Here is an 18632-nt window from a genome sequence, read left to right on the forward strand (position 1 = left end):
CGGGGTGGACACGTCATCCTCCTTGCGGACCGGGCTCCAGCCCGAGCTCCGTGAGCAGCTGGTCGGCCCTGGCGCGCCACGAGTGACGCTGGGCGAAAGTACGCCTGCTCTCGCGGTCGGAGGCGGTGCCAGGGGCCGCCACGGCGGCGACGACGGCGTCGGCGAACGCGTCCGGATCCCCCGCGATCTGCACGAGCGGCGTCTGCAGCCCGCGCGCCGACGGCAGGTCGGTGCTGACCGTGTGGAGGCCGGAGGCCAGGTACTCCAACGTCTTCAGCGGGAAGCTGGCCCGGTTGAAGGCCGAGTCGGCGTACGGCGTCATGCCGACGGACACCGTGGCGAGCCGGCCGGGGATCTCCTCGGGCGGGATCTCGCCGAGCCAGGTGACCGTCGGGGCGTCGAGGAAGGCGCGCAGCCGCTCCCGCGTCCCGGGGTCGCGGGCGGTGAGCGGCCCGATGGCGAGGATGGGGACGCCACGGTCGCGCACCGCCTCCAGCACCCGCAGGTCGAGCCGTTCGTTGAGCTGGCCGACGAGGCACGCCACCGCTTCCGGCGCCTGCTCGGCGACCGGCGGGATCAGGCAGCCGTTCGGGAGGACGACCTCGCGCGCTCCCGACGGCGGGCGCTCGACGTCGGCGGTGACGGCGGCGATGATGTCCGCCTCCGCCGCGTTGCGCCGCAGGGAGCGCTCGACGCGGTCGCGCGAGAAGCCCATCAGGTCGGCGCCGGCCAGCCAGTCGTCGGTGAGGTAGAGCACCTTGCGGCCGGGGACCCCGCGCGGGAATCGCTGCAGCGGCGACGCGAGCACCGTGCCCGCGCAGCCCACGCCGAGATCGGCCACTGCGCGGCGCACCGACGCACCGACGAGGGCGTTCGCGACGTCGGCGATGAGCGGCCGGGTGAAGCCGGGAGGCGCGGTGGTCCGCACGCGGCGGATGCCGGGGGCGACCGCATCGCCGGAGGCGGAGGCCGCGGGGCTGCGGTCGGCGCCCTTGGTCAGCACCGACCGCGGCGGGTCCACCCACAGCACGTCGACCCGCTCGGAGAGCGCCTCGGCCATGCGCCGGTCCGTCCCGGCGACGTCGTTCCAGCGCGACCCCGGGATGTAGACGACGGTCTCGGTCATGCTCATGCCCTCCGCCCGATCGGTCGTGTCACATCGTCTCGCGCCGCGGCGGCGGCCGCCAGCACATCCGCGTGGCCCGCCGCCATCGCGGCGAGGAGGTCGGCCGCCGGGGTCGGGTGCGTGCGCCGCTCCTCGGGGGACCGCGACGCGATCGCGTCGACGGCCGCGCCGAGCTCCGCCGCGTTCGGCTGGTGCCGGGTGCGGCGGCGCGCCCGCGCGACGGCGGCGTCCGACACGGCGTCGGCCGGGCCGGTCGGGTTCGGGATGAGCACCGAGCGGCCGGCGTCCCGCGCGACGAGCTCGCGCGCGCCGCCGAAGTCGGCGAGCACCAGCGGCAGCCCCGTGGCCGCCGCCTCCGTCGCCGCGATGGGCCAGCCCTCGAAGAACGAGTCGAGGATGAAGACGTCGGCCGCCGCCAGCAGCGTGCGGGCGTCCGACTGGCCCAGCAGCCCGACGCGCGCCGGGTCGGCCGCGGACCGGCGGATCGCGTCGGCGCGGCCGAGCTCCGCCCAGTCCCAGGCGTCGCCCGCGATCACGAGCCGCACCGACGGGTCGGTGACGTGCGCGAGGAACGACGACACCAGCCCGCTCGCGTTCTTCTGCGAGTCGTACCGGATGAGGCTCGCCAGCACGACGGCGTCGCCGAGGTCGGCGCCCAGCACCCGCCCGAGCGCTGCGCGCGCGGCCCGGCGCTCCTCCGGCGAGGGCGGCCCGGCGGAGAGGGCGGCGTTCGGGACGACGAGGATGTGCGACCGGAGGTGCTCGGGCACGTGCGCCGCGTGGAACGCCCGCACGGTCTCGCTCACCGCGACGGCCGCGTGCGAGTGGGCCAGCAGATCGCCGAACCGGCGCCAGCGCGCCGGCGTGAAGTGGATCTCGGTGTTGTGGAGCACCGGGACCAGCGGGAGGCCGCTGGCGAGCGCCGCGTCCTCCAGGTGATCGGGGGCGCCGTGGAGCTGGATGACGTCGGGCGCGCGTTCGCGCAGCACGCGCTCGGCCTCCTCCGCCGTCCCGCACGCGACGACCTCCACCCCGCGCGCCCGCAGCCGCGCCGCGCGGGGCCCGTCGTCGGTGGAGAGCACGAGGACGCCGACGCCCGCGCCCGGGAGAGCCGTGGCGAGCATCTCGATGACGGAGCCGATGCCGCCGACCTCGATCAGCCCGGTGACCATGGCGCAGGTGAGCAGCGGCGGCTCCGCGCTCGCGGTCCCGGCGGCCTCGCCGGGCGCCCGGCGCTCGGCGATCGGGCCGAGGGAGGGAAGCGAGCGGCGGAACAACCGCCGGGTGACCGGGTGCACGTACGCGTATCGGAGGCGCGGCGGGAGCAGGTCGGTCGCGGTGACCAGGCCGCCGAAGGCGAGCGCGGCGCAGCGGGCGGCGAAGCGGGATGCGGCCATGATCACGCCTCCCCGTTCTTCGCTGCCGGGGCCCCTGTCGCGGCCGTCGGCGCAACCGTCATCGGCGCAACCGTCACCGGGACCTCGGGCGCCGGCTCGACGGGGACCGCCTCGGCGAGCGCCTCCTCGGCGAGCGTCTGCTCCCCGGCCGGCGCGCGCAGCTCGCGCAGCCTCCTCCGGATCCACGGCCACATGAGCGCCGCGTACACGAGCACCGCCGCGAGCCCGCCGACGAGGATCGCGAGCACGGAGTTGCCGATGAACGCCTCCGCCGCGGCCGCCGCGAGCACCGCCGGGATGGTGGCGACGGTCGGCAGCCACACCGCGCGGGCCAGCTCGCCGATGCGGACGCCCGCGAGCCGCAGCGCGATCAGGTACGCGGGAAGGGTGACGACGACCGCGACGATGACGTGCGCCCACGCCGCTCCGACGATCCCGTAGCCCTGCGTGGCCACCACCATCGCGACGACGAGGGCGACGAGCCAGGCGATCTGGATCCAGAGCACCGGCTTCGATCGGCCCTGCGAGTACAGGTAGGCCGCCGCGATGTCGAAGGCGACGCGGAGGCTGCCGTACAGCCCCAGCACCGCCAGCACGGGCGCACCCGGCAGCCACTTGTCGCCGTACAGCACCTCGATCAGCGGCACGCTCAGCGCCGCGAGCACCGTGCCGGCGGGCAGCGCGGCCGCCCAGGCGATGGCGGTGACCGTGGCGAAGGCGCCGCTCCCGCCCTGCGTGCGCGAGAAGTACGGCAGCGAGATCGAGCGGACGACCTGCGACAGCGCGTTCATCGGCCAGCTCGAGATGGTGAAGGCGAGCACGTAGAAGCCGAGGGCCGTCGCGCCGGCCACCCGCGCCAGGATGATGTTGTCGACGTTGAGCAGGGTCCACGAGAGGAGGTTCGCGGCGGCGATCGGGACGCCGAACGCGAGCACGCCCTTCACCACCGTCCGGTCGATGCGGTACCGCGGCACGACCCTGGCGAGCACGAACTGCAGCGCCGACGAGACGACCTGGGCGGCGACGCGGCCGATCGCGAGGCCCATCACGCCGAAGCCCAGGGCGACGAGAACCAGCGTGACGACCGTCGAGATGACGAAGTCGGTGAGCCCGACGAAGAACAGCTCCCGCTGCTGGAAGCGCCGCTGCAGCATGGCGTTCGGCACGATCGTGCCGCCGGCGAGGAGGAGGGTCAGCGCGAGCACCGCGATCGCCGGTCCGGCCTCCGGGCTGCCGAGCAGGGTCGCCAGGCCGCCGCTGAAGCCCGCGGTCACCAGCATGGTGATCGCGCCGGTCGCGAGGCCCAGCGCGCCGACCGTCGAGGCGATGCGCTCCGGCTCGCGCGAGCGGATCAGGTCGGCGGTCAGGCCGAGGTCGGCCACGGTCATCAGGATCGCCTGCACGGTGAGCGCGACCGCGTACACACCGAACTGCTCGGGGGTGAGGATGCGCGCGAGCACGATCCCGACGACGACGCCGCCCATCCGCAGCACGATGGTGCTGACCCCGCTCCAGGCCGCGCCGCGCGCCGCCTTCGAGCGCAGCGACGCCTCGGCCTGCCCGCTCACAGCCCGACCGCCTGGTCGCGACGGTAGCGGACCTTCCAGCGCAGCCCCTCCACCCGCCGCACGAGCCGCGAGCGGGCGCCGGCCAGCACGGTCCAGCGCCACGCGGCGGAGTGCACGGCGTCGGGCGAGATGCCGCGGGCGAAGTCCTGCAGCTCGACGGCCGCGCTGCGCACCTCCCCGGTCGCCTCGAGGAAGGCGGCGCGCAGGAGGGCCTCACGGGCGACCGAGCGCCGGGCCTGCTGCCGCAGCCGGTCCGCCTGCGGCAGCACGGAGCCGTCACGCTCGAAGAAGCGCTCGAACACCTCGTGCGCCTGCCGCATGTCGTCGGCAGCGCCCCCGAACTGCGTCGAGTGCATGTTGGCCCCGTGGATGCGGTAGTACGCCTGGCGAGGACCGCCGACGAAGCCGACGTCGGCGAGCGTCGCCGCCTGCAGCCACAGGTACATGTCGGCCGCGTGCGGGAAGTCGACGTCGTACCCACCCGCGCGCTCGTACACCGAGCGGCGCAGCACGGCCTCCGGGTTCACGATGCAGTTGCGTCCGCGGCGCACGACCCGACGCACCCACTGCTCGCCCGGCCAGACCTGCCAGCGGACGCGGCCGATGCGGGCCGCGGGAGGCTCGCCCTCGAACCAGTCGACGCCGCCGTAGACGAGCCCCACCGAGGGGTGCGCCTCCATCAGCGCGACCGCCCGCGTCAGCGAGTCCGTGGTCAGCGCGTCGTCGGCGGAGAGCAGGACGACGTAGTCGCCGGTCGCCCGCGAGAGGCCATCGTTGTAGGTGCGGATGTGGCGCATGTTCTGCTCGTGCTCGACCAGCGTGACGCGCTCGTCGGCGGCGGCGAGCCCCCTGGCGACCTCGACGCTGCCGTCGGTCGAGCGGTCGTCGACGATGATCACCTCGACGTCGACGCCATGCTGGTCGAGCGCGGACGACACCGCCGTCGGCAGATACCGGCCGTAGTTGTAGTGCGGGATGACGACGCTCACCGTCGGCCGGCGGGTCAGCGCCCTCGGGGCGGCGAACCTCATGGCCGCACGGCTTCCGCGAGCTCCTCCGCGACGAACTCCTGCTGGTCGGCGGTGATGTGCGGGTAGAGGGGGAGGGAGAGGATCTGCCCGGCCGCCGCCTCCGCCACCGGGAACGCCCCGGCGCCGAGACCATGCCCGCCGTACGCCGCGGTCAGGTGCAGCGGGGTCGGGTAGTGGATGGAGGCGCCGATCCCGGCCTCGTTGAGCCGCGCCATGACGCGGTCGCGGTCGGCGACCCGCACGACGTAGAGGTGCCAGACGTCGAGGTTGCCGGGGACGCTCTGCGGCAGCCGGACGCCGTCGACCCCGGAGAGCAGGGCCTCGTAGCGGGAGGCTGCGACCCGGCGCCGGCGGTTCCAGTCGGCGAGGTGGCGCAGCTTGACGCGCAGCACCGCGGCCTGGAGCGAGTCCATGCGCGAGTTGAAGCCGATCACGTCGTGCACGTACTTCTTCTCGCTGCCGTGCGAGGCGATGAGGCGCACGGTGCGCGCGATCTCGGGGTCGGCCGTGGTGACCGCTCCCGCGTCTCCCGCCGCACCGAGGTTCTTGCCCGGGTAGAACGAGGTGGAGGCGACTAGGCCCAGGCTGCCCGCCCGGCCGTCCGCGCTCTCGGCACCCTGGGACTGCGCGCCGTCCTCGACGATCGGGATGCCGCTGCCGCCGAGCGCGGCACGCAGCGCGCCCACCGGGGCCACCTGTCCGAACAGGTGCACCGGGACCACGGCCTGCGTGCGCGAGGTGACCGCCGCTGCGGCCGCCGCCGGGTCGAGCAGCAGGTGCTCGTCGTCCACGTCGGCGAAGACGGGCACCGCGCCGATGCGCGACACGGCCTCGGCCGTCGCGATGAAGGTGTTGACGGGGAGGACGACCTCGCCTCCCGCCGTCACGCCGGCCGCGCGCAGCGCCAGCTCGAGCGCATCGGTGCCGTTGCCGACGCCGACGCAGTACCCGGCGCCGGTGGCCTCCGCGTACTCCTGCTCGAACGCGCCCACGTCGGAGCCGCCGATGTACGAGGCGTTCGCGAACACGCCGTCGACGGCCGCGCGGATGTCGTCGCCCGTCTCGGCGTTCTGCGCCACCAGGTCGACCAATGGGACTCTCACAGTCTTACCCCCAACTCCTTCGCCGGAACCCCGGCCCAGATCTGTCCGTCCGGGACGTCTGCGAGCACCACGGCTCCCATCCCGATGGTCGCGTCCGCCCCGATGGAGACCCTCTGGCGTACGGACGAGTTCATGCCCAGGTACGCGGCCTCGCCGATGCGGGCGACCCCGCCCACGGCGACCCCGGCGGCGAACGTCGCGAAGTCGTCGACGATGTCGTCGTGCGTGAGCGTGCAGTGCGGCATGAGCACCACATGGCGGCCGACCAGCACGTCGGCGGTGAGCACGCAGCCGGCGAGGACGATCGTCCCCGGGCCGAGCGCGCTGCCGGCGCCGATGCGGGCGGAGGTGTCGACGAGCGTCGCGAAGCGGTCGTCGCCGATGCCGAGCGCCGCGAGGCGGCCGACGATCATCCGGCGGCCGGCCCCCGCGCCGACGCAGACGGCGAACCGCCCGGGGAGGCGCGCGGCGAGCTCGATGCCGCCGAGCACCTCCACGCCCCCGACCGACTGGCCGTGCAGGGTCGTGTCGTCGTCGAGCACGCCGACCACGCGGTGGCCGCTCTGGTCCATCGCGATCACCTCGCGGGCAAGCCCGCTCGCAGCGATCAGGATCACGTCCGTCATGCGGCACCCCGCAGCAGCGCCGCCGAGCGCAGCGCGTCGACGACCCGCCGCTGCTCGGCGTCGGTCAGCTCGTGGAAGAGCGGGAGGATGAGCGTCCCGTCGGTGAGCCGCTCGGTGACCGCGAGCGACGCCGATCCGGTGTCCCGGTCGCGGTACGCGGGCTGCCGGTGCGCGGCCATGATGCCGCGGCGGGCCGAGACGCCGGCCTCGGCCAGCACCTCCATCGTCCGCTCGCGCGTCGACGGGAAGCCGGGCTCGACCTCCACCCAGTACGACTGGAAGTTGCCGGTGCCCCAGGCGGGGTCCCGCACCGGGCGCAGCCCGTCGATGTCGGCGATCAGCTCGGCGTACCGCGCGGCGAGCTCGCGGCGGCGGGCCACGATCTGGGGCAGGCGGCCCAGCTGGACCAGCCCCACCGCGGCCTGCAGGTCGGTCATCCGGTAGTTGAAGCCGACCTCGGTGTAGACCTCGGCCGGGGCGAGCACGCTCGCCTGCCGGTCGGCGGCCGAGATGCTCATGGCGTGCTCGCGCAGGCGGCGGGCTCGGTCGGCCCACTCCGCGTTCGCGGTCGTCAGCATCCCGCCCTCGCCCGTGGTGAGCAGCTTGCGCGGGTGGAACGACCAGGCGGACACGTCCGCCCCCGCCCCCACCGCGCGGCCCTTGTACCGCGAGCCGGCGCCGCAGGCCGCGTCCTCGATGAGGACGATGCCGCGCGGCTCGGTCACGGCGCGGATCGCGTCGAGATCGGCGGGGACGCCGCCCTGGTCGACGACGATCACCGCGCGCGTCGCGGGGGTGAGCGCCGCCTCCACCGTCTCCGCGGTGAGGTCGCCCGTGAGCGGGTCGACGTCCGCGAAGACCGGCCGCGCCCCGACGTACGTCGGCGCGTTGGCGGTGGCGATGAAGGAGAAGGACGGGACGACCACGTCGTCGCCCCGTCCGATCCCGGCAACGACGAGCGCGAGGTGCAGCGCCGTCGTGCAGTTGGAGGTGGCGACCGCGTACGGCGCGTCCATCGCCGCGGCGAACTCCTCCTCGAACCGCGCGACGCGCGGCCCCTGGGCGACCCAGCCCGACGCGATGACCTCGGTGACCGCGTCGATCTCCTCCTGGCCGAGCCAGGGCTTCATGACGTTGATGCGGTTCACGAGTTCACCAGCGCCCGTCCTGCGGCGATCTCCTCGCGGAGCGGACGCCACCACTCGACCAGCTCGCGCAGGCCCTCCTCGAGCCCCACCTCTGCGGTGAAGCCGAGGTCGCGCTGCGCGGCGGAGGTGTCGGCCAGCCGGCGGGTGACGCCGTTGACCGCGCGCTCGGGCCCGTGCTCGACCGACAGGTCGGAGTCCATGGCCCGCAGCAGCGCCTCCGCGAGCCCCAGGAGGCTCGTCTCGGTGCCGCTCGCGATGTTGTAGACGCCCTCGTGGAGGTCCGCGGAGGCCGCGAGCAGGTTGGCGCGGGCGATGTCGCGGGTGAAGACGAAGTCCATCGTCTGCTGCCCGTCGCCGAAGATCAGCGGCGGCTTGCCGTCGGCGATCCGCTCCATCCAGCGCACGAGCACCTCGGTGTAGAGGCCGTGCACGTCCATGCGCGGGCCGTAGACGTTGAAGTAGCGGAGGATGACGTAGTCGAGCCCGTTCATCGCGCGGAAGCTGCGCAGCATCCCCTCGTTGAACGACTTCGCGGCGCCGTAGAAGGTGTCGTTGTTGTGGTGGTGGTGCCGCTCGGTGGTCGGGAACTCCTCCGCCAGGCCGTAGACCGACGCGCTGGAGGCGCTGACCAGCTTGTCGACGCCGTGCTCGACCGCCGCCTCGATCACGGTGAACGTGCCGTCGACCAGAACCTCCAGGGCGAGCCGCGGCTCCTCCGCGCACTGGGTGATGCGGATGGCCGCCTCGTGGAAGACGAGGTCCTTGCCGCGGGTCACGTCGTGCACCAGGTCGCGGTCGCGCAGGTCGCCCTCGACGAGCGTCACCCGGCCGGAGGCCAGGGCGTCGTCGAGGTTGGCCAGGCGTCCGCGCACGAGGTTGTCGAGCACGTCGACGTGGGCGGCGCCCGCGTCGAGCAGCTGGTCGACGATCTGCGAGCCGATCGTGCCGGCGCCGCCCGTCACCAGGACGGAGGCGCCCTGCAGCGCGGTCACAGCGCACCCGCCAGCGACTCCTGAGCCTCGGCGGGCTGGGCGGTCTCGGTGGGCACGGCGGACCCGCCGGTCGCGAGGCTGCGGCTTGCCGCCTCCAGCACCGACAGCACGCGGAGGCCCGCCTCGCCGTCGGTGCGCGGGGCGCGGCGCTCGCGGATGCTGTCGGCGAACTCCGCCGCCATCTGCGACAGCGCCTCCCGCTCGGGGAGGGCAGGCGACCAGGTGTCGCCGAGCCGGTAGGAGACGGTGGCCGCGGTGCGCTCGACGCCGTCGACGGCCTGCAGGCCCAGGTCGACGCCGCGGTCGTAGACGCTGATCCGCTGCTGCGGGTTCAGGTCGTCCCAGACCAGCGTGCGCTTGGTGCCGCCGATGACCATCTGCCGGATCTTCGTCGGGCTCAGCCAGTTGACGTGCACGTGCGCCATGGCGCCGTTCGGCAGCGGCAGCACGAGGTAGCCGACGCATGACTTGCCGGCGCCGAGCGGGTCGGCGCCGTGCGCCGACACCGTCTCGGGCCGGAGGCCGCCGGGGACGACGAAGTCGATGATCGACAGGTCGTGCGGCGCGAGGTCCCAGAAGACGTCCACGTCCGGCTGGATCAGACCCAGGTTGATGCGGGTCGAGTCCACGAACAGGATGTCGCCGAGCGCACCCTCCGCCACCAGCTCGCGGATCTTCAGCACCGCTGGCGTGTAGCAGTAGGTGTGGTCGGCCATGAGGACCAGACCGCTCGCCGACGCAGCAGCGACCATGGCGCGACCCAAGTCACCTGCGTCGGCGAGCGGCTTCTCGACCATCACGTGCTTGCCTGCGGCGAGGGCGCGCAGGGCGATGCCGTGATGGGTGCGTGCGGGAGTGGCGATGGCGACGGCGTCGACATCGTCCCTCTGCAGGAGCTCGTCGAGGTCCGTGTGGACGTCGACCCCTCCCACGCGGGCGGCGAGACCCTCCGCCCGGTCGCGATCAAGATCGCAGATGGCCGCCAGGTCCCATTCGGGACTGGCAGCGAAGTTGCGGGCCAGGTTCGGGCCCCAGTAGCCGGCGCCGATCACGGCGATGCGCAGTCGTGTTTCCATCAGTGCTCCCCAGCACCTTTCTTGATATCGGGACCGCCGTCGGGTCGACGGCCCCTGGTCGGGTTGTCGGCCCCGCTACCCTCCGGCGACGAACAGCACGTCGGCCCAGTAGTTGTGCGAGACCACATGATCGGGAAAATCGGTCGAGTATTGGTAGACGCCGCCGTTGGCGGGCGTCGACAGCGGCCCGTTGGTCACGGGCGCCGCGAGGGCTCCTGGATCGACCGCGTAGGTCGCCCCGGTCGTGTAGTAGGTGGCGCGGTACTCGGTGTTCGCCTGCACCGCCACCGGGGTGGCGAAGGCGACGGACTGCCAGCCGCTCACCGTCTCGCCGGTGGAGGGCGCGGTCGCCATCACCTGCCCGGTCGGCGACCAGAGGTACACGGTGTGCGTCCCGGTGTCGCCCGCGCCCTTGTAGAAGCGGATCCCGGTGATCGTGCCCGCCTGCGAGGTGGTGAAGCGCACGCCGACCTGCAGCGGCGGGGTGTCGGGCCAGGTCTGGTTGGCCGGCGTCGCCGTGGTCGGGAAGATCGAGACGCCGGCGGGGGCCGGAGTCGGCGTGGGAGTCGGCGTCGGGGTGGGAGTCGGGGTGGGCGTGGGAGTCGGCGTCGGCGTCGGCGTCGGCGTGGGAGTCGGCGTGGGAGTCGGCGTCGGCGTCGTGCCGCCACCCGTCGTCCCGGTGCCGCCCCCGGTGGAGCCCGCGGCCGGCTTGAACACCACGTCGACGAAGTAGTTCGTGGCCTGGTAGCTGAAGGTCGGAGCGCCGAGCGTCGAGCCGTACAGGTACCGGCCGTTGCTGCCGCCGGGCGCGGTCAGCGGCCCGCTCGTCATCGCGGAGGCGAAGCCGTTCGACGTGTACGCGTAGTTGCCCTTCGGGGCCAGGTACGACACGACGTAGGTGGTGCCGGGCGTCAGCGTGACCGGGGTCGAGAGCTGCGCGGTCTGCCAGCCGGTGGCGGTCTCGTTCTGGAACGTCACCTCCGCCAGCTTGTCCGTGCCCGACCACAGCGCCCCGATGTGCGTGCCGGTGTTCGTCGCCCCCTTGTAGAAGCGGATCGCGGTGACGTCTCCGGCCTGGCTGGTGCTGAACGCCATGCCGAGCTGCACCGCCGAGGCGTCGTCGGTCGCCGCGGGCACCGCAGGGGCGGCGTTGCCGAGCACGGTGTAGGAGGCGACTTCCGCGGCCTTGACCGTGAAGCTCCACTTCTGCGTGGCGAGCGTCGCGCCCTCGGTCGATGTCACGCCGCCGAGCGTCATCGTCACGGCCGCGCCGGACGGCAGCGCGGCCGCCGGGGTGAACGTGATCGTCTTCGCGTCGGCCGAGAGGGCGGCCGAGCCGGCGATCGGCGTCGAGCCGGTCGCGGCCGTGAGGCTCCAGCCCGGGCCGACCGGGGCGGAGAGGGTGACGGACGGCGTGGCGGCCGGGTCGACCTCCACGGCTCCGCTCGCCGGGTCCGCCGAGACGACCGCGATCGGGTCGGGCAGCTTGGCCAGGACCACGTCGACGAGGTAGCTGGTGCTGACCTGCGTCGTCGGGGCGACGCCGTCGGCGTAGCTGAACGTGCCTGCCTCCGCCGGGGCGGTCAGCGGGCCGCGCGTCACGGCCGAGCTGAAGGCGCCCGGCGTCGCGGAGTAGTTCCCGGTGGTCGTGCGGTACGAGACCGTGTACTCGGTGCCCTTGGTGACATCCACCGGCTGCGAGAAGGTCAGCGTCTGCCAGCCCGCGGTCGACTCGTTCTGGAACGTGCCCTCCGCCACCTTGTTCGTGCCCTGCCACAGCGCGCCGACGTGCGTGCCGGTGTTCTGCTGGTTCTTGTAGAAGCGCACGCCGGTCACCTGACCGTCGATGCTCGAGACGAACCGCATGCCGAGCGTCACCGGCTGGTCGGGCACCTGCAGCACGCTGGGCGTGGTGGTGTCGGTGAAGACGCTGCACGGGCAGGTGCCGGCAGCGGTGTCCGGCTTGGCCGAGGTGAAGCTCCACGAGCCGCCGGAGGACAGCGCGATGCCGTTCGCGTCGGTCGCCGTGAGGGTGACCGAGAACTTCACGAAGCCGTCCAGTGCGGAGCTCGGGGTGAAGGTCGCGGTGCGGGTCGAGGAGGCGTACTGCACGGTCCCCGCGACGCTCGCGCCGTTCTGGTCCTTCACCGTGAAGGCGATGTTCGCGCCGGGCACATCCCGCGACAGCACCGCGCCGATCGTGGTGTTCGCCGGCACCGACGAGGAGCCGGGGAGCGGCCACTGCCCGCTCGCCACCAGGGGCGAGGTGTCGGTCGGCGTGAAGATCGGGTCCACCCAGTAGTTGGCGCCCTGGTACACGCTCTGCGGGTACTGGCCGAGCGTCGTGTTGTAGGTGCCGCCCGGCTCGGCGCCGTAGCCTCCCGCGACCGTGAAGGGCGCGTTCGTCTCGGGTGCGTACGGCCACTGGTACGGCGTCGCCGCGTAGTGCCCGTTGGGCGCGGAGTACGAGATCGTGTAGGCCGTCCCGGCCGTCACGGCGACCGGCGATGTGAAGTTCGCCGCCTGCCAGCCCGAGGCCGACTCGGTGCCGAAGGTCACGTTCGCCAGCCGGGTGCCGGAGGCGTCCCACAGCGAGCCGGTGTGCGTGCCGGTGTTCGCGGCCGACTTGTAGAAGCGCACGCCGCTGATGAAGCCGTTCTGGGTCGGGGTGAACCGCAGGCCCAGCTCGACCGCAGCGCCGTCGCCGCCGTCGGCCGTCTTGGGCGCCTCCGAGCCGAAGTACGAGTACGGACCGGTCACGTTGACCGTCCGCGAGACCGGGGTGGAGACGTTCGCGCTGTCGTCGGACGCGCGGACCCTGAGCGACACCGCGCCGATCCCGTGCTGCGAGTAGGTGTACGTCCACGAGGTCGTGCCCGTCGCGGGGTGCCACGTCGTGCCGCCGTCGACCGAGACCTCCACGCCGGAGACCACGCCGCCGGAATCGCTCGCCGTGCCGCTGAAGGTCACCTGCGTGCCGTTGGGGATGCTCGCGTTCGCGGCGGGCGTCGAGATGGTGACCGTCGGCGCTGTCTTGTCGGTGCTGGCCGTCGCCGCCTTCAGGGTCGTCGAGAGCGTGCCGGCCTGCGCGCCCATGTCGGCGAGGAGGTTGACCTGCGCCTGCTGCATCCGCACGTCCGCCGCAGGCCCCTGCCCGTCGTGCTCCGCGTCGAGGCCCCAGGTCCACTGGATCGTGCCGGCGCTGAACACCAGCGCTCCGCTCGCCGCCTTGTAGAGCGTCATGCTGTGCGTGGTGGTGCCGGCGGCGACCACCTGCCCGAAGTCCTGCAGGTACTGCGGCACCGCGCCGGTGGTGGTGGAGACGCGGATCAGCCCGGCCGGCCGGAAGCCGTTGTCGACGTCCTCGTCCGACTCGTAGCCGACCGTGTGCGCGGCGAGCGCCGTGCTCGAGCTGAACATCGACGACAGGCCGGTGTTGCGCCAGAGCCGCTGCTTGCCCTGCGCCTGGGTGACCGTCACCGCGAGGTCGCTGAAGTTCGCCATGTACATGGTCCCGGTGAGCCCGTTCTCGGGCAGGCCGGCGCCGTTCGCCTGCGACGCGAAGCGCGGGTCCCGCCAGGTGCCCGTCCACTCCGGTGTGCTGGTGTCGATCTTGTCGTCGCCCCAGGTCTCCTTGTACGACACGAGCGTGCGGTACGCGGTGGAGGGGCCGGCGATGGAGTTCTCGTACCGGGTGTGCCAGTAGGCCTCGTTGCCCGAGAGGAACTGCAGATTCACCCCGGCGTCCCGCGCGGCCAGGACGTTGGCGCGCTGCGCCGCCGACCAGTACTCGTCGTGCCCGACCGAGAGGAACACCTTGTGGTTCTTCAGCAGCGAGCCGTACCGGTCGGTGTCGACGCCGCTGAAGTAGGTGGTGTTGTACCCGTTCTTCTCCAGGAACCGGACCATCGGGTACTCGGCGCTGAAGTAGAAGTCGCGGCCGTCGTTGTCGCTACGCGTGACCACGGGCCGGTTGTAGCTGATCTTGTACGCGCGGTTGTTCTGGCCGCCCTGGTAGAAGTCGGACCCGCCGTACGTGTTGTACGCCTGCCAGGTCGGGTCGGAGGTTTGGAACAGCACCGGCGCCGTGCTCGCGTCGTTGCGCACGATGAAGGTGATGTGGCTCTTGCCGTGGGTGTCCCCGCGCTCCAGCACCGCGATGTAGACGCCGGAGACGGCGTTCGGCGGCACGGTCCAGCTGGCGGTCTGCGCCCAGTTGCCGCAGTCGTAGAGGTCGGTGGTGTCGTCCTTCTTGCACTCGGGCTGTTCGCCCACGATCGTCACGGGCACCGAGTCGATGCGGCGAGCGCCGTCGCCGCCGTAGTAGCCGGTGCGGTAGATCGTCATCGTGTACGAGGAGGCGTCGGTGTCGACCTTGAAGCCGATGGTGCCGCCGATGTTCACGCTGATATCGGTGGAGAAGCCCTGGATCGACGGGTCGCCGGACCCGTTGATGTCCCACACGTCGGGGTCGGTGCCGCCGAGCGCGTTCTCGCAGACGATCGGATTCGGCTGGGCGTTGCAGCCGGCGTCCGCCTGGGCGGGACGGCTGACGGCCACCGCGGCCCACGCGGCGAGCGCGAGCACCACGACGATGGCGATGGCGACCATCACCCCGCGCCGGCGGTCGAGGCCGTCGAAGCGCATCCAAGCAGACTGAGCTTTACTCACGTCTGAGAGAATCTCACAGATTGCTGAGGATTGCTCACCCCCTTAACGGGGGAGGACGGGGGGCCACCCCATTCGGTAGCATCCCGCAAGAAGTGATCTTTACTCACTTTACTCGCGACCCGACACGAGAACAGGTCTCCACCGATGCCAGCGAACACCCCCGACGCCCGGCCGGCCCCGCCGACCGGAGCCGTCATCGTCCCCGCCCACAACGAGGAGCGCGTGATCGAGCGTACGCTCCACCGCCTCCTCCCGCTCCTCGCGCACGACACGGTCGAGGTGATCGTCGTGGTCAACGGCAGCACCGACGGCACGGCCGCCGCCGCCCGGCACGTGCCCGGCGTCACCGTGATCGAGAGCGGCATCGGCTCCAAGCCCGCCGCCATGAACCTCGGCGACGCCGCCGCCACCCGCTGGCCGCGGCTCTACCTCGACGCCGACATCGACGTCGAGCCGGAGGCGGTGGAGGCGGTGTTCCGGTCGCTCGCGGATCCCCGCGGCCCGCTCGCCGCCCGCCCCGCCTCCGTCATCGACACCTCGGCCTCCTCCTTCCCCGTGCGCGCGTACTACCGCGCCCGGGCGCGCATCCCCGAGCGGGGCACGCGCCTCTGGGGCGCCGGCCTGTACGCCGTCTCTCGCGAGGGGCACGAGCGCTTCGACGCCTTCGCCGACGTCACGGCCGACGACTCCTGGTTCGACGCGCTCTTCGCCGAGGACGAGAAGGAGGTGCTTCCCACCTCCCCCGCGCGCGTGCACGCCCCGACGAACACCGCGGCGCTCCTCGCCATCCTGAGCCGGCACCGCCGCGGCTACGTGGAGCTCGACGGTGACGCCGCCGCGCAATCCACCGACCGGGTCGCGGCGCTGCTGCGGACCATCCGCGGCCCGCGCTCCGCCTTCGACGCCTGCTGCTACGCCGCCCTCGCGGCGGCCGCCCGCCTGCGCACCCGCCGCACGGTCGGCGCCGGCACCCGCCGGTGGGAGACCGACGGCACCACCAGGGCCGGACGGCCCGCACACGGGACGGTGGGCGCCCGATGAGACTCGACAGCCTCCCCGCCGACGACGAGCACTACGGCCTCGTCGTGGTCGGCGCCGGCCCCGTGGGCCTCGCCCTCGCCCTGGAGGCGTCGCAGACCGGCACGCACGTGCTCCTGCTCGACGCCGGCGCCGAGGACGCGGGCCGCCGCGACAAGCCGCCGGCGCGCCGCCGCAACGACACCATCGTCGACCCCGACCGGCACGCCCCCGAGCTGCAGACCACCCGCGTCGGCCTCGGCGGCGCCTCCTGGATGTGGGGCGGCCGCTGCGTCACCTACGAGCCGGTGGACTTCGAGCAGCGCGACCATGTGCCCGACTCGGACTGGCCGATCGGCTTCTCAGCGATCGAGCCCTGGCGCGCGAAGGCGCAGGAGTACCTCGATTGCGGCGCCGGGCCCTTCGCCTCCGCCGAACCGGACTGGCCGGGCCTGGGTGAGTTCCGCATGTCGCAGCTGGAGCGCTGGGCCCGACAGCCCAAGCTCGGCCCGCGCCTCGGCGCGCGCGTGCTCGCCGACCCGCTGATCGACCTGCTGAGCGACGCGCCCGTCGTCGGCATCGCCTTCGACGACGACGGCAGCACTGTCCGCGGCCTCCGCATCCGCCACGGCGACCGCCCCGCGATCGTGCGCGGTGACCGGTACGCGCTGGCGGCGGGAGGGATGGAGACCGTGCGCCTGCTGCTGGACGCCCAGCGCACCCTCCCCACGGCGTTCGGCGGTGTCGACGGCCCGCTCGGCCGCTACTACATGGGCCACGCCACCGGCAGCATCGCGAACATCGTGCTGACCGACCCGGCCGACATCGCCCTCCTCGACTTCCACCGCGACGAGCACGACAGCTACGTGCGCCGGCGCTTCTCCCTCCCGGCGGAGGCGCTGAACGAGCACCGCCTGCTCAACGCGAGCTTCTACCTCGACAACCCGCCGTTCTACGACTACCGGCACAAGAACGCGACGCTGTCGGCCGTCTTCCTGGCGCTGGCCGTGCCGCCCGTCGGCCGCCGCATCCTCGCCGAGGGCATCCGCGTGCGCCACATCGGCCCGGAACCGCGGCGCTACGGGCCGCACATCGTCAACGTGCTGCGCAACCCGGTGCGCGCGGTGATCGACTCGTGGGACATCCTGCGCCGCCGCTACCTGTCGCGCGTGCGCAAGCCCGGCTTCCTGCTGCGGAACCCGGGAGGCACGTACGCCATCCACTACCACTCGGAGCAGATCGCGAACCCCGACAGCCGCGTCCGGCTCGACGGCGGCGTGAACCCGGACGGCACGCCCAGCATGCTGATCGACTTCCGCTACACCGACCAGGACGTGGACTCGGTGCTCCGCTTCCACGAACTTCTCGACGACCGCCTCCGCGCCTCCGGCAAGGGCCGCGTCGAATACCTCGACCCGCCGGAGCGCCGCGCTGCGGGCGTCTGGGAGCAGGCGATCGACGGCTTCCACCACATCGGCACCACCCGCATGAGCGCCCGCCCGGGCGACGGCGTGGTCGACGCCGACTGCCGCGTCCACGGCGTCGACAACCTCTACATCGCCTCCAGCAGCGTCCTCCGCACCTCCGCCGAGGCCAACCCCACCTTCACCACCGTCTGCCTCGCCCTCCGCCTGGCGCACCACCTGGCGGAGACGCCTGCGCTCACCCACCCCCGGAAGGACGAGGCCGCGGTCGAGGGCTGACGCGTAGCTCTGGAGTCGCGGCCGCGCTTCCGGCTCACCTCCGGAGTTGCGCGCACCACTGCGGCGTGTCGCGACTGCGCTCCGGAGTTGCTGCGGCCGACGCCAACTCCGGAGCCCTGCTCCGACACGCCGCACCGCGGCGCCCTCCTCCGGACACGCGCCGGCGCGTCGCGCCCACCCTCCGGAGTTACCGCACGCGTCCCCGCCCGCTACTCCCCCGCGAACCGATCCGTCGCCTCCACCAACGCATCCAGAATCCCCGGCTCGTCGAAGGCGTGCCCCGCGTCCGGCACCATCCGCAGCTCCGCCTCCGGCCACGCCCGGTGGAGGTCCCAGGCCGTCATCGGGGGCGTGCACACGTCGTATCGGCCCTGGACGATCACGGCCGGGATGCCGGCCAGCCGGCCGGCGTCGCGGATCAGCTGCCCCTCCTCCATCCAGCCGCCGTTGACGAAGTAGTGGTTCTCGATGCGCGCGAACGCGACAGCGTAGCGCGGCTCGGTGAAGGTGGCGACGAGGTCCTCGCGGGGCAGCAGCGTGATCGTCGACGACTCCCAGCGCGACCAGGCCACGGCCGCCGGCTCGTGCACGGCGGGGTCCGGGTCGTTGAGGAGGCGGTGGTAGGCGCGGATCAGGTGCGCACGTTCCTCCACAGGCACCGGCTCCACGAACCCTTCCCACAGATCGGGGAACAGCGCCGCCGCGCCGCCCTCGTAGAACCAGTCGAGCTCCTGCGCCCGCAGCGTGAAGATGCCGCGGAGCACCAGCTCCGTCACCCGCTCCGGGTGCGTCTCCGCGTACGCCAGCGCGAGCGTCGAGCCCCACGACCCGCCGAACACCTGCCAGCGTTCGATGCCGAGGTGCTCGCGCAGCCGCTCCAGGTCGGCGACCAGGTGCCAGGTGGTGTTGACCGAGAGGTCGGCGGAGGGGTCGCTCGCGTGCGGGAGGCTGCGACCGCACCCCCGCTGGTCGACCAGCACGATCCGGTAGCGGGACGGGTCGAACAGCCGCCGGTGCGCGGGCGTCGTGCCGCCTCCCGGGCCGCCGTGGAGGAACACCACCGGCTTGCCGCCCGGGTCGCCGCTGGTCTCCCAGTACAGCTGTTGGCCGTCGCCGACGTCCAGCATCCCGCTGTCGTACGGCTCGATCTCGGGGTACAGGCTCCGCATGGGTC

At 73.1% G+C, this 18632-nt stretch carries 13 protein-coding genes; 2 read left to right on the top strand and 11 right to left on the bottom strand.

All coding sequences use genetic code 11. From position 1 onward, the window contains the following. Positions 1-13: 13 nt before the first annotated feature. The 10 genes from P5G50_RS00385 to P5G50_RS00430 form a co-directional block, all read right to left on the bottom strand. The gene (locus P5G50_RS00385) at positions 14-1126 is read right to left on the bottom strand and encodes a glycosyltransferase (protein ID WP_301209711.1); all 1113 of its coding nucleotides are present in this window, start codon (positions 1124-1126) and stop codon (positions 14-16) included. 2 nt (positions 1127-1128) lie between these two features. Further along, positions 1129-2523 (bottom strand): glycosyltransferase, encoded by a 1395-nt coding sequence (locus tag P5G50_RS00390; RefSeq protein ID WP_301209712.1) that lies wholly within the window; start codon positions 2521-2523, stop codon positions 1129-1131. Positions 2524-2525: 2 nt separating this feature from the next. Further along, the gene (locus tag P5G50_RS00395; RefSeq protein ID WP_301209713.1) at positions 2526-4091 is read right to left on the bottom strand and encodes an oligosaccharide flippase family protein; all 1566 of its coding nucleotides are present in this window, start codon (positions 4089-4091) and stop codon (positions 2526-2528) included. Then, the gene (locus P5G50_RS00400; protein ID WP_301209714.1) at positions 4088-5122 is read right to left on the bottom strand and encodes a glycosyltransferase family 2 protein; all 1035 of its coding nucleotides are present in this window, start codon (positions 5120-5122) and stop codon (positions 4088-4090) included. The genes P5G50_RS00395 and P5G50_RS00400 overlap by 4 nt, the downstream gene beginning before the upstream one ends. Next, entirely contained in the window at positions 5119-6225 is a 1107-nt protein-coding gene (locus P5G50_RS00405) for a DegT/DnrJ/EryC1/StrS family aminotransferase (protein WP_301209715.1), read from the bottom strand. The genes P5G50_RS00400 and P5G50_RS00405 overlap by 4 nt, the downstream gene beginning before the upstream one ends. Then, the gene (locus P5G50_RS00410; protein WP_301209716.1) at positions 6222-6851 is read right to left on the bottom strand and encodes a NeuD/PglB/VioB family sugar acetyltransferase; all 630 of its coding nucleotides are present in this window, start codon (positions 6849-6851) and stop codon (positions 6222-6224) included. Before P5G50_RS00410 ends, P5G50_RS00405 begins: the two co-directional genes overlap by 4 nt. After that, on the bottom strand, positions 6848-7981 hold the full coding sequence (locus tag P5G50_RS00415; RefSeq protein WP_301210030.1) for a DegT/DnrJ/EryC1/StrS family aminotransferase: 1134 nt from the start codon (positions 7979-7981) through the stop codon (positions 6848-6850). The genes P5G50_RS00410 and P5G50_RS00415 overlap by 4 nt, the downstream gene beginning before the upstream one ends. A gap of 14 nt (positions 7982-7995) precedes the next feature. Then, on the bottom strand, positions 7996-8991 hold the full coding sequence (locus P5G50_RS00420) for an NAD-dependent epimerase/dehydratase family protein (RefSeq protein WP_301209717.1): 996 nt from the start codon (positions 8989-8991) through the stop codon (positions 7996-7998). Further along, positions 8988-10067 carry a Gfo/Idh/MocA family protein gene (locus P5G50_RS00425; protein ID WP_301209718.1) on the bottom strand — a complete coding sequence of 360 codons (1080 nt, stop codon included), beginning with the start codon at positions 10065-10067 and terminating at the stop codon, positions 8988-8990. Before P5G50_RS00425 ends, P5G50_RS00420 begins: the two co-directional genes overlap by 4 nt. 75 nt (positions 10068-10142) lie before the next feature. Next, positions 10143-14714, bottom strand: a complete 4572-nt coding sequence (locus P5G50_RS00430) for a DUF4082 domain-containing protein (RefSeq protein WP_301209719.1) — start codon at positions 14712-14714, stop codon at positions 10143-10145. A gap of 168 nt (positions 14715-14882) precedes the next feature. Here P5G50_RS00430 and P5G50_RS00435 point away from each other — a divergent pair, with 168 nt between their 5' ends. Both P5G50_RS00435 and P5G50_RS00440 read left to right on the top strand, forming a co-directional pair. Continuing rightward, a complete protein-coding gene (locus P5G50_RS00435) occupies positions 14883-15779 on the top strand; it encodes a glycosyltransferase (protein ID WP_301209720.1) in 897 nt (298 codons plus the stop codon). Beyond that, positions 15776-17458 carry a GMC oxidoreductase gene (locus P5G50_RS00440; RefSeq protein ID WP_301209721.1) on the top strand — a complete coding sequence of 561 codons (1683 nt, stop codon included), beginning with the start codon at positions 15776-15778 and terminating at the stop codon, positions 17456-17458. Before P5G50_RS00435 ends, P5G50_RS00440 begins: the two co-directional genes overlap by 4 nt. A gap of 209 nt (positions 17459-17667) precedes the next feature. Here the strand turns inward: P5G50_RS00440 and pip are convergent, their stop codons facing one another. After that, complete coding sequence (gene pip / locus P5G50_RS00445) at positions 17668-18627, bottom strand: prolyl aminopeptidase (protein WP_301209722.1); 960 nt, start codon at positions 18625-18627, stop codon at positions 17668-17670. Positions 18628-18632: the final 5 nt, after the last annotated feature.

The organism is Leifsonia williamsii (genome assembly GCF_030433685.1).
GTDB classification, from domain to species: domain Bacteria; phylum Actinomycetota; class Actinomycetes; order Actinomycetales; family Microbacteriaceae; genus Leifsonia; species Leifsonia williamsii.

What these genes read in the sequence shown, in the direction of transcription:
- P5G50_RS00385 (WP_301209711.1), bottom strand. Translation starts at nt 1,126, where the DNA reads ATGACCGAGACCGTCGTCTACATCCCGGGGTCGCGCTGGAACGACGTC.
- P5G50_RS00390 (WP_301209712.1), bottom strand. Translation starts at nt 2,523, where the DNA reads ATGGCCGCATCCCGCTTCGCCGCCCGCTGCGCCGCGCTCGCCTTCGGC.
- P5G50_RS00400 (WP_301209714.1), bottom strand. Translation starts at nt 5,122, where the DNA reads ATGAGGTTCGCCGCCCCGAGGGCGCTGACCCGCCGGCCGACGGTGAGC.
- P5G50_RS00410 (WP_301209716.1), bottom strand. Translation starts at nt 6,851, where the DNA reads ATGACGGACGTGATCCTGATCGCTGCGAGCGGGCTTGCCCGCGAGGTG.
- P5G50_RS00415 (WP_301210030.1), bottom strand. Translation starts at nt 7,981, where the DNA reads ATGAAGCCCTGGCTCGGCCAGGAGGAGATCGACGCGGTCACCGAGGTC.
- P5G50_RS00425 (WP_301209718.1), bottom strand. Translation starts at nt 10,067, where the DNA reads ATGGAAACACGACTGCGCATCGCCGTGATCGGCGCCGGCTACTGGGGC.
- P5G50_RS00430 (WP_301209719.1), bottom strand. Translation starts at nt 14,714, where the DNA reads ATGCGCTTCGACGGCCTCGACCGCCGGCGCGGGGTGATGGTCGCCATC.
- P5G50_RS00435 (WP_301209720.1), top strand. Translation starts at nt 14,883, where the DNA reads ATGCCAGCGAACACCCCCGACGCCCGGCCGGCCCCGCCGACCGGAGCC.
- P5G50_RS00440 (WP_301209721.1), top strand. Translation starts at nt 15,776, where the DNA reads ATGAGACTCGACAGCCTCCCCGCCGACGACGAGCACTACGGCCTCGTC.
- pip (WP_301209722.1), bottom strand. Translation starts at nt 18,627, where the DNA reads ATGCGGAGCCTGTACCCCGAGATCGAGCCGTACGACAGCGGGATGCTG.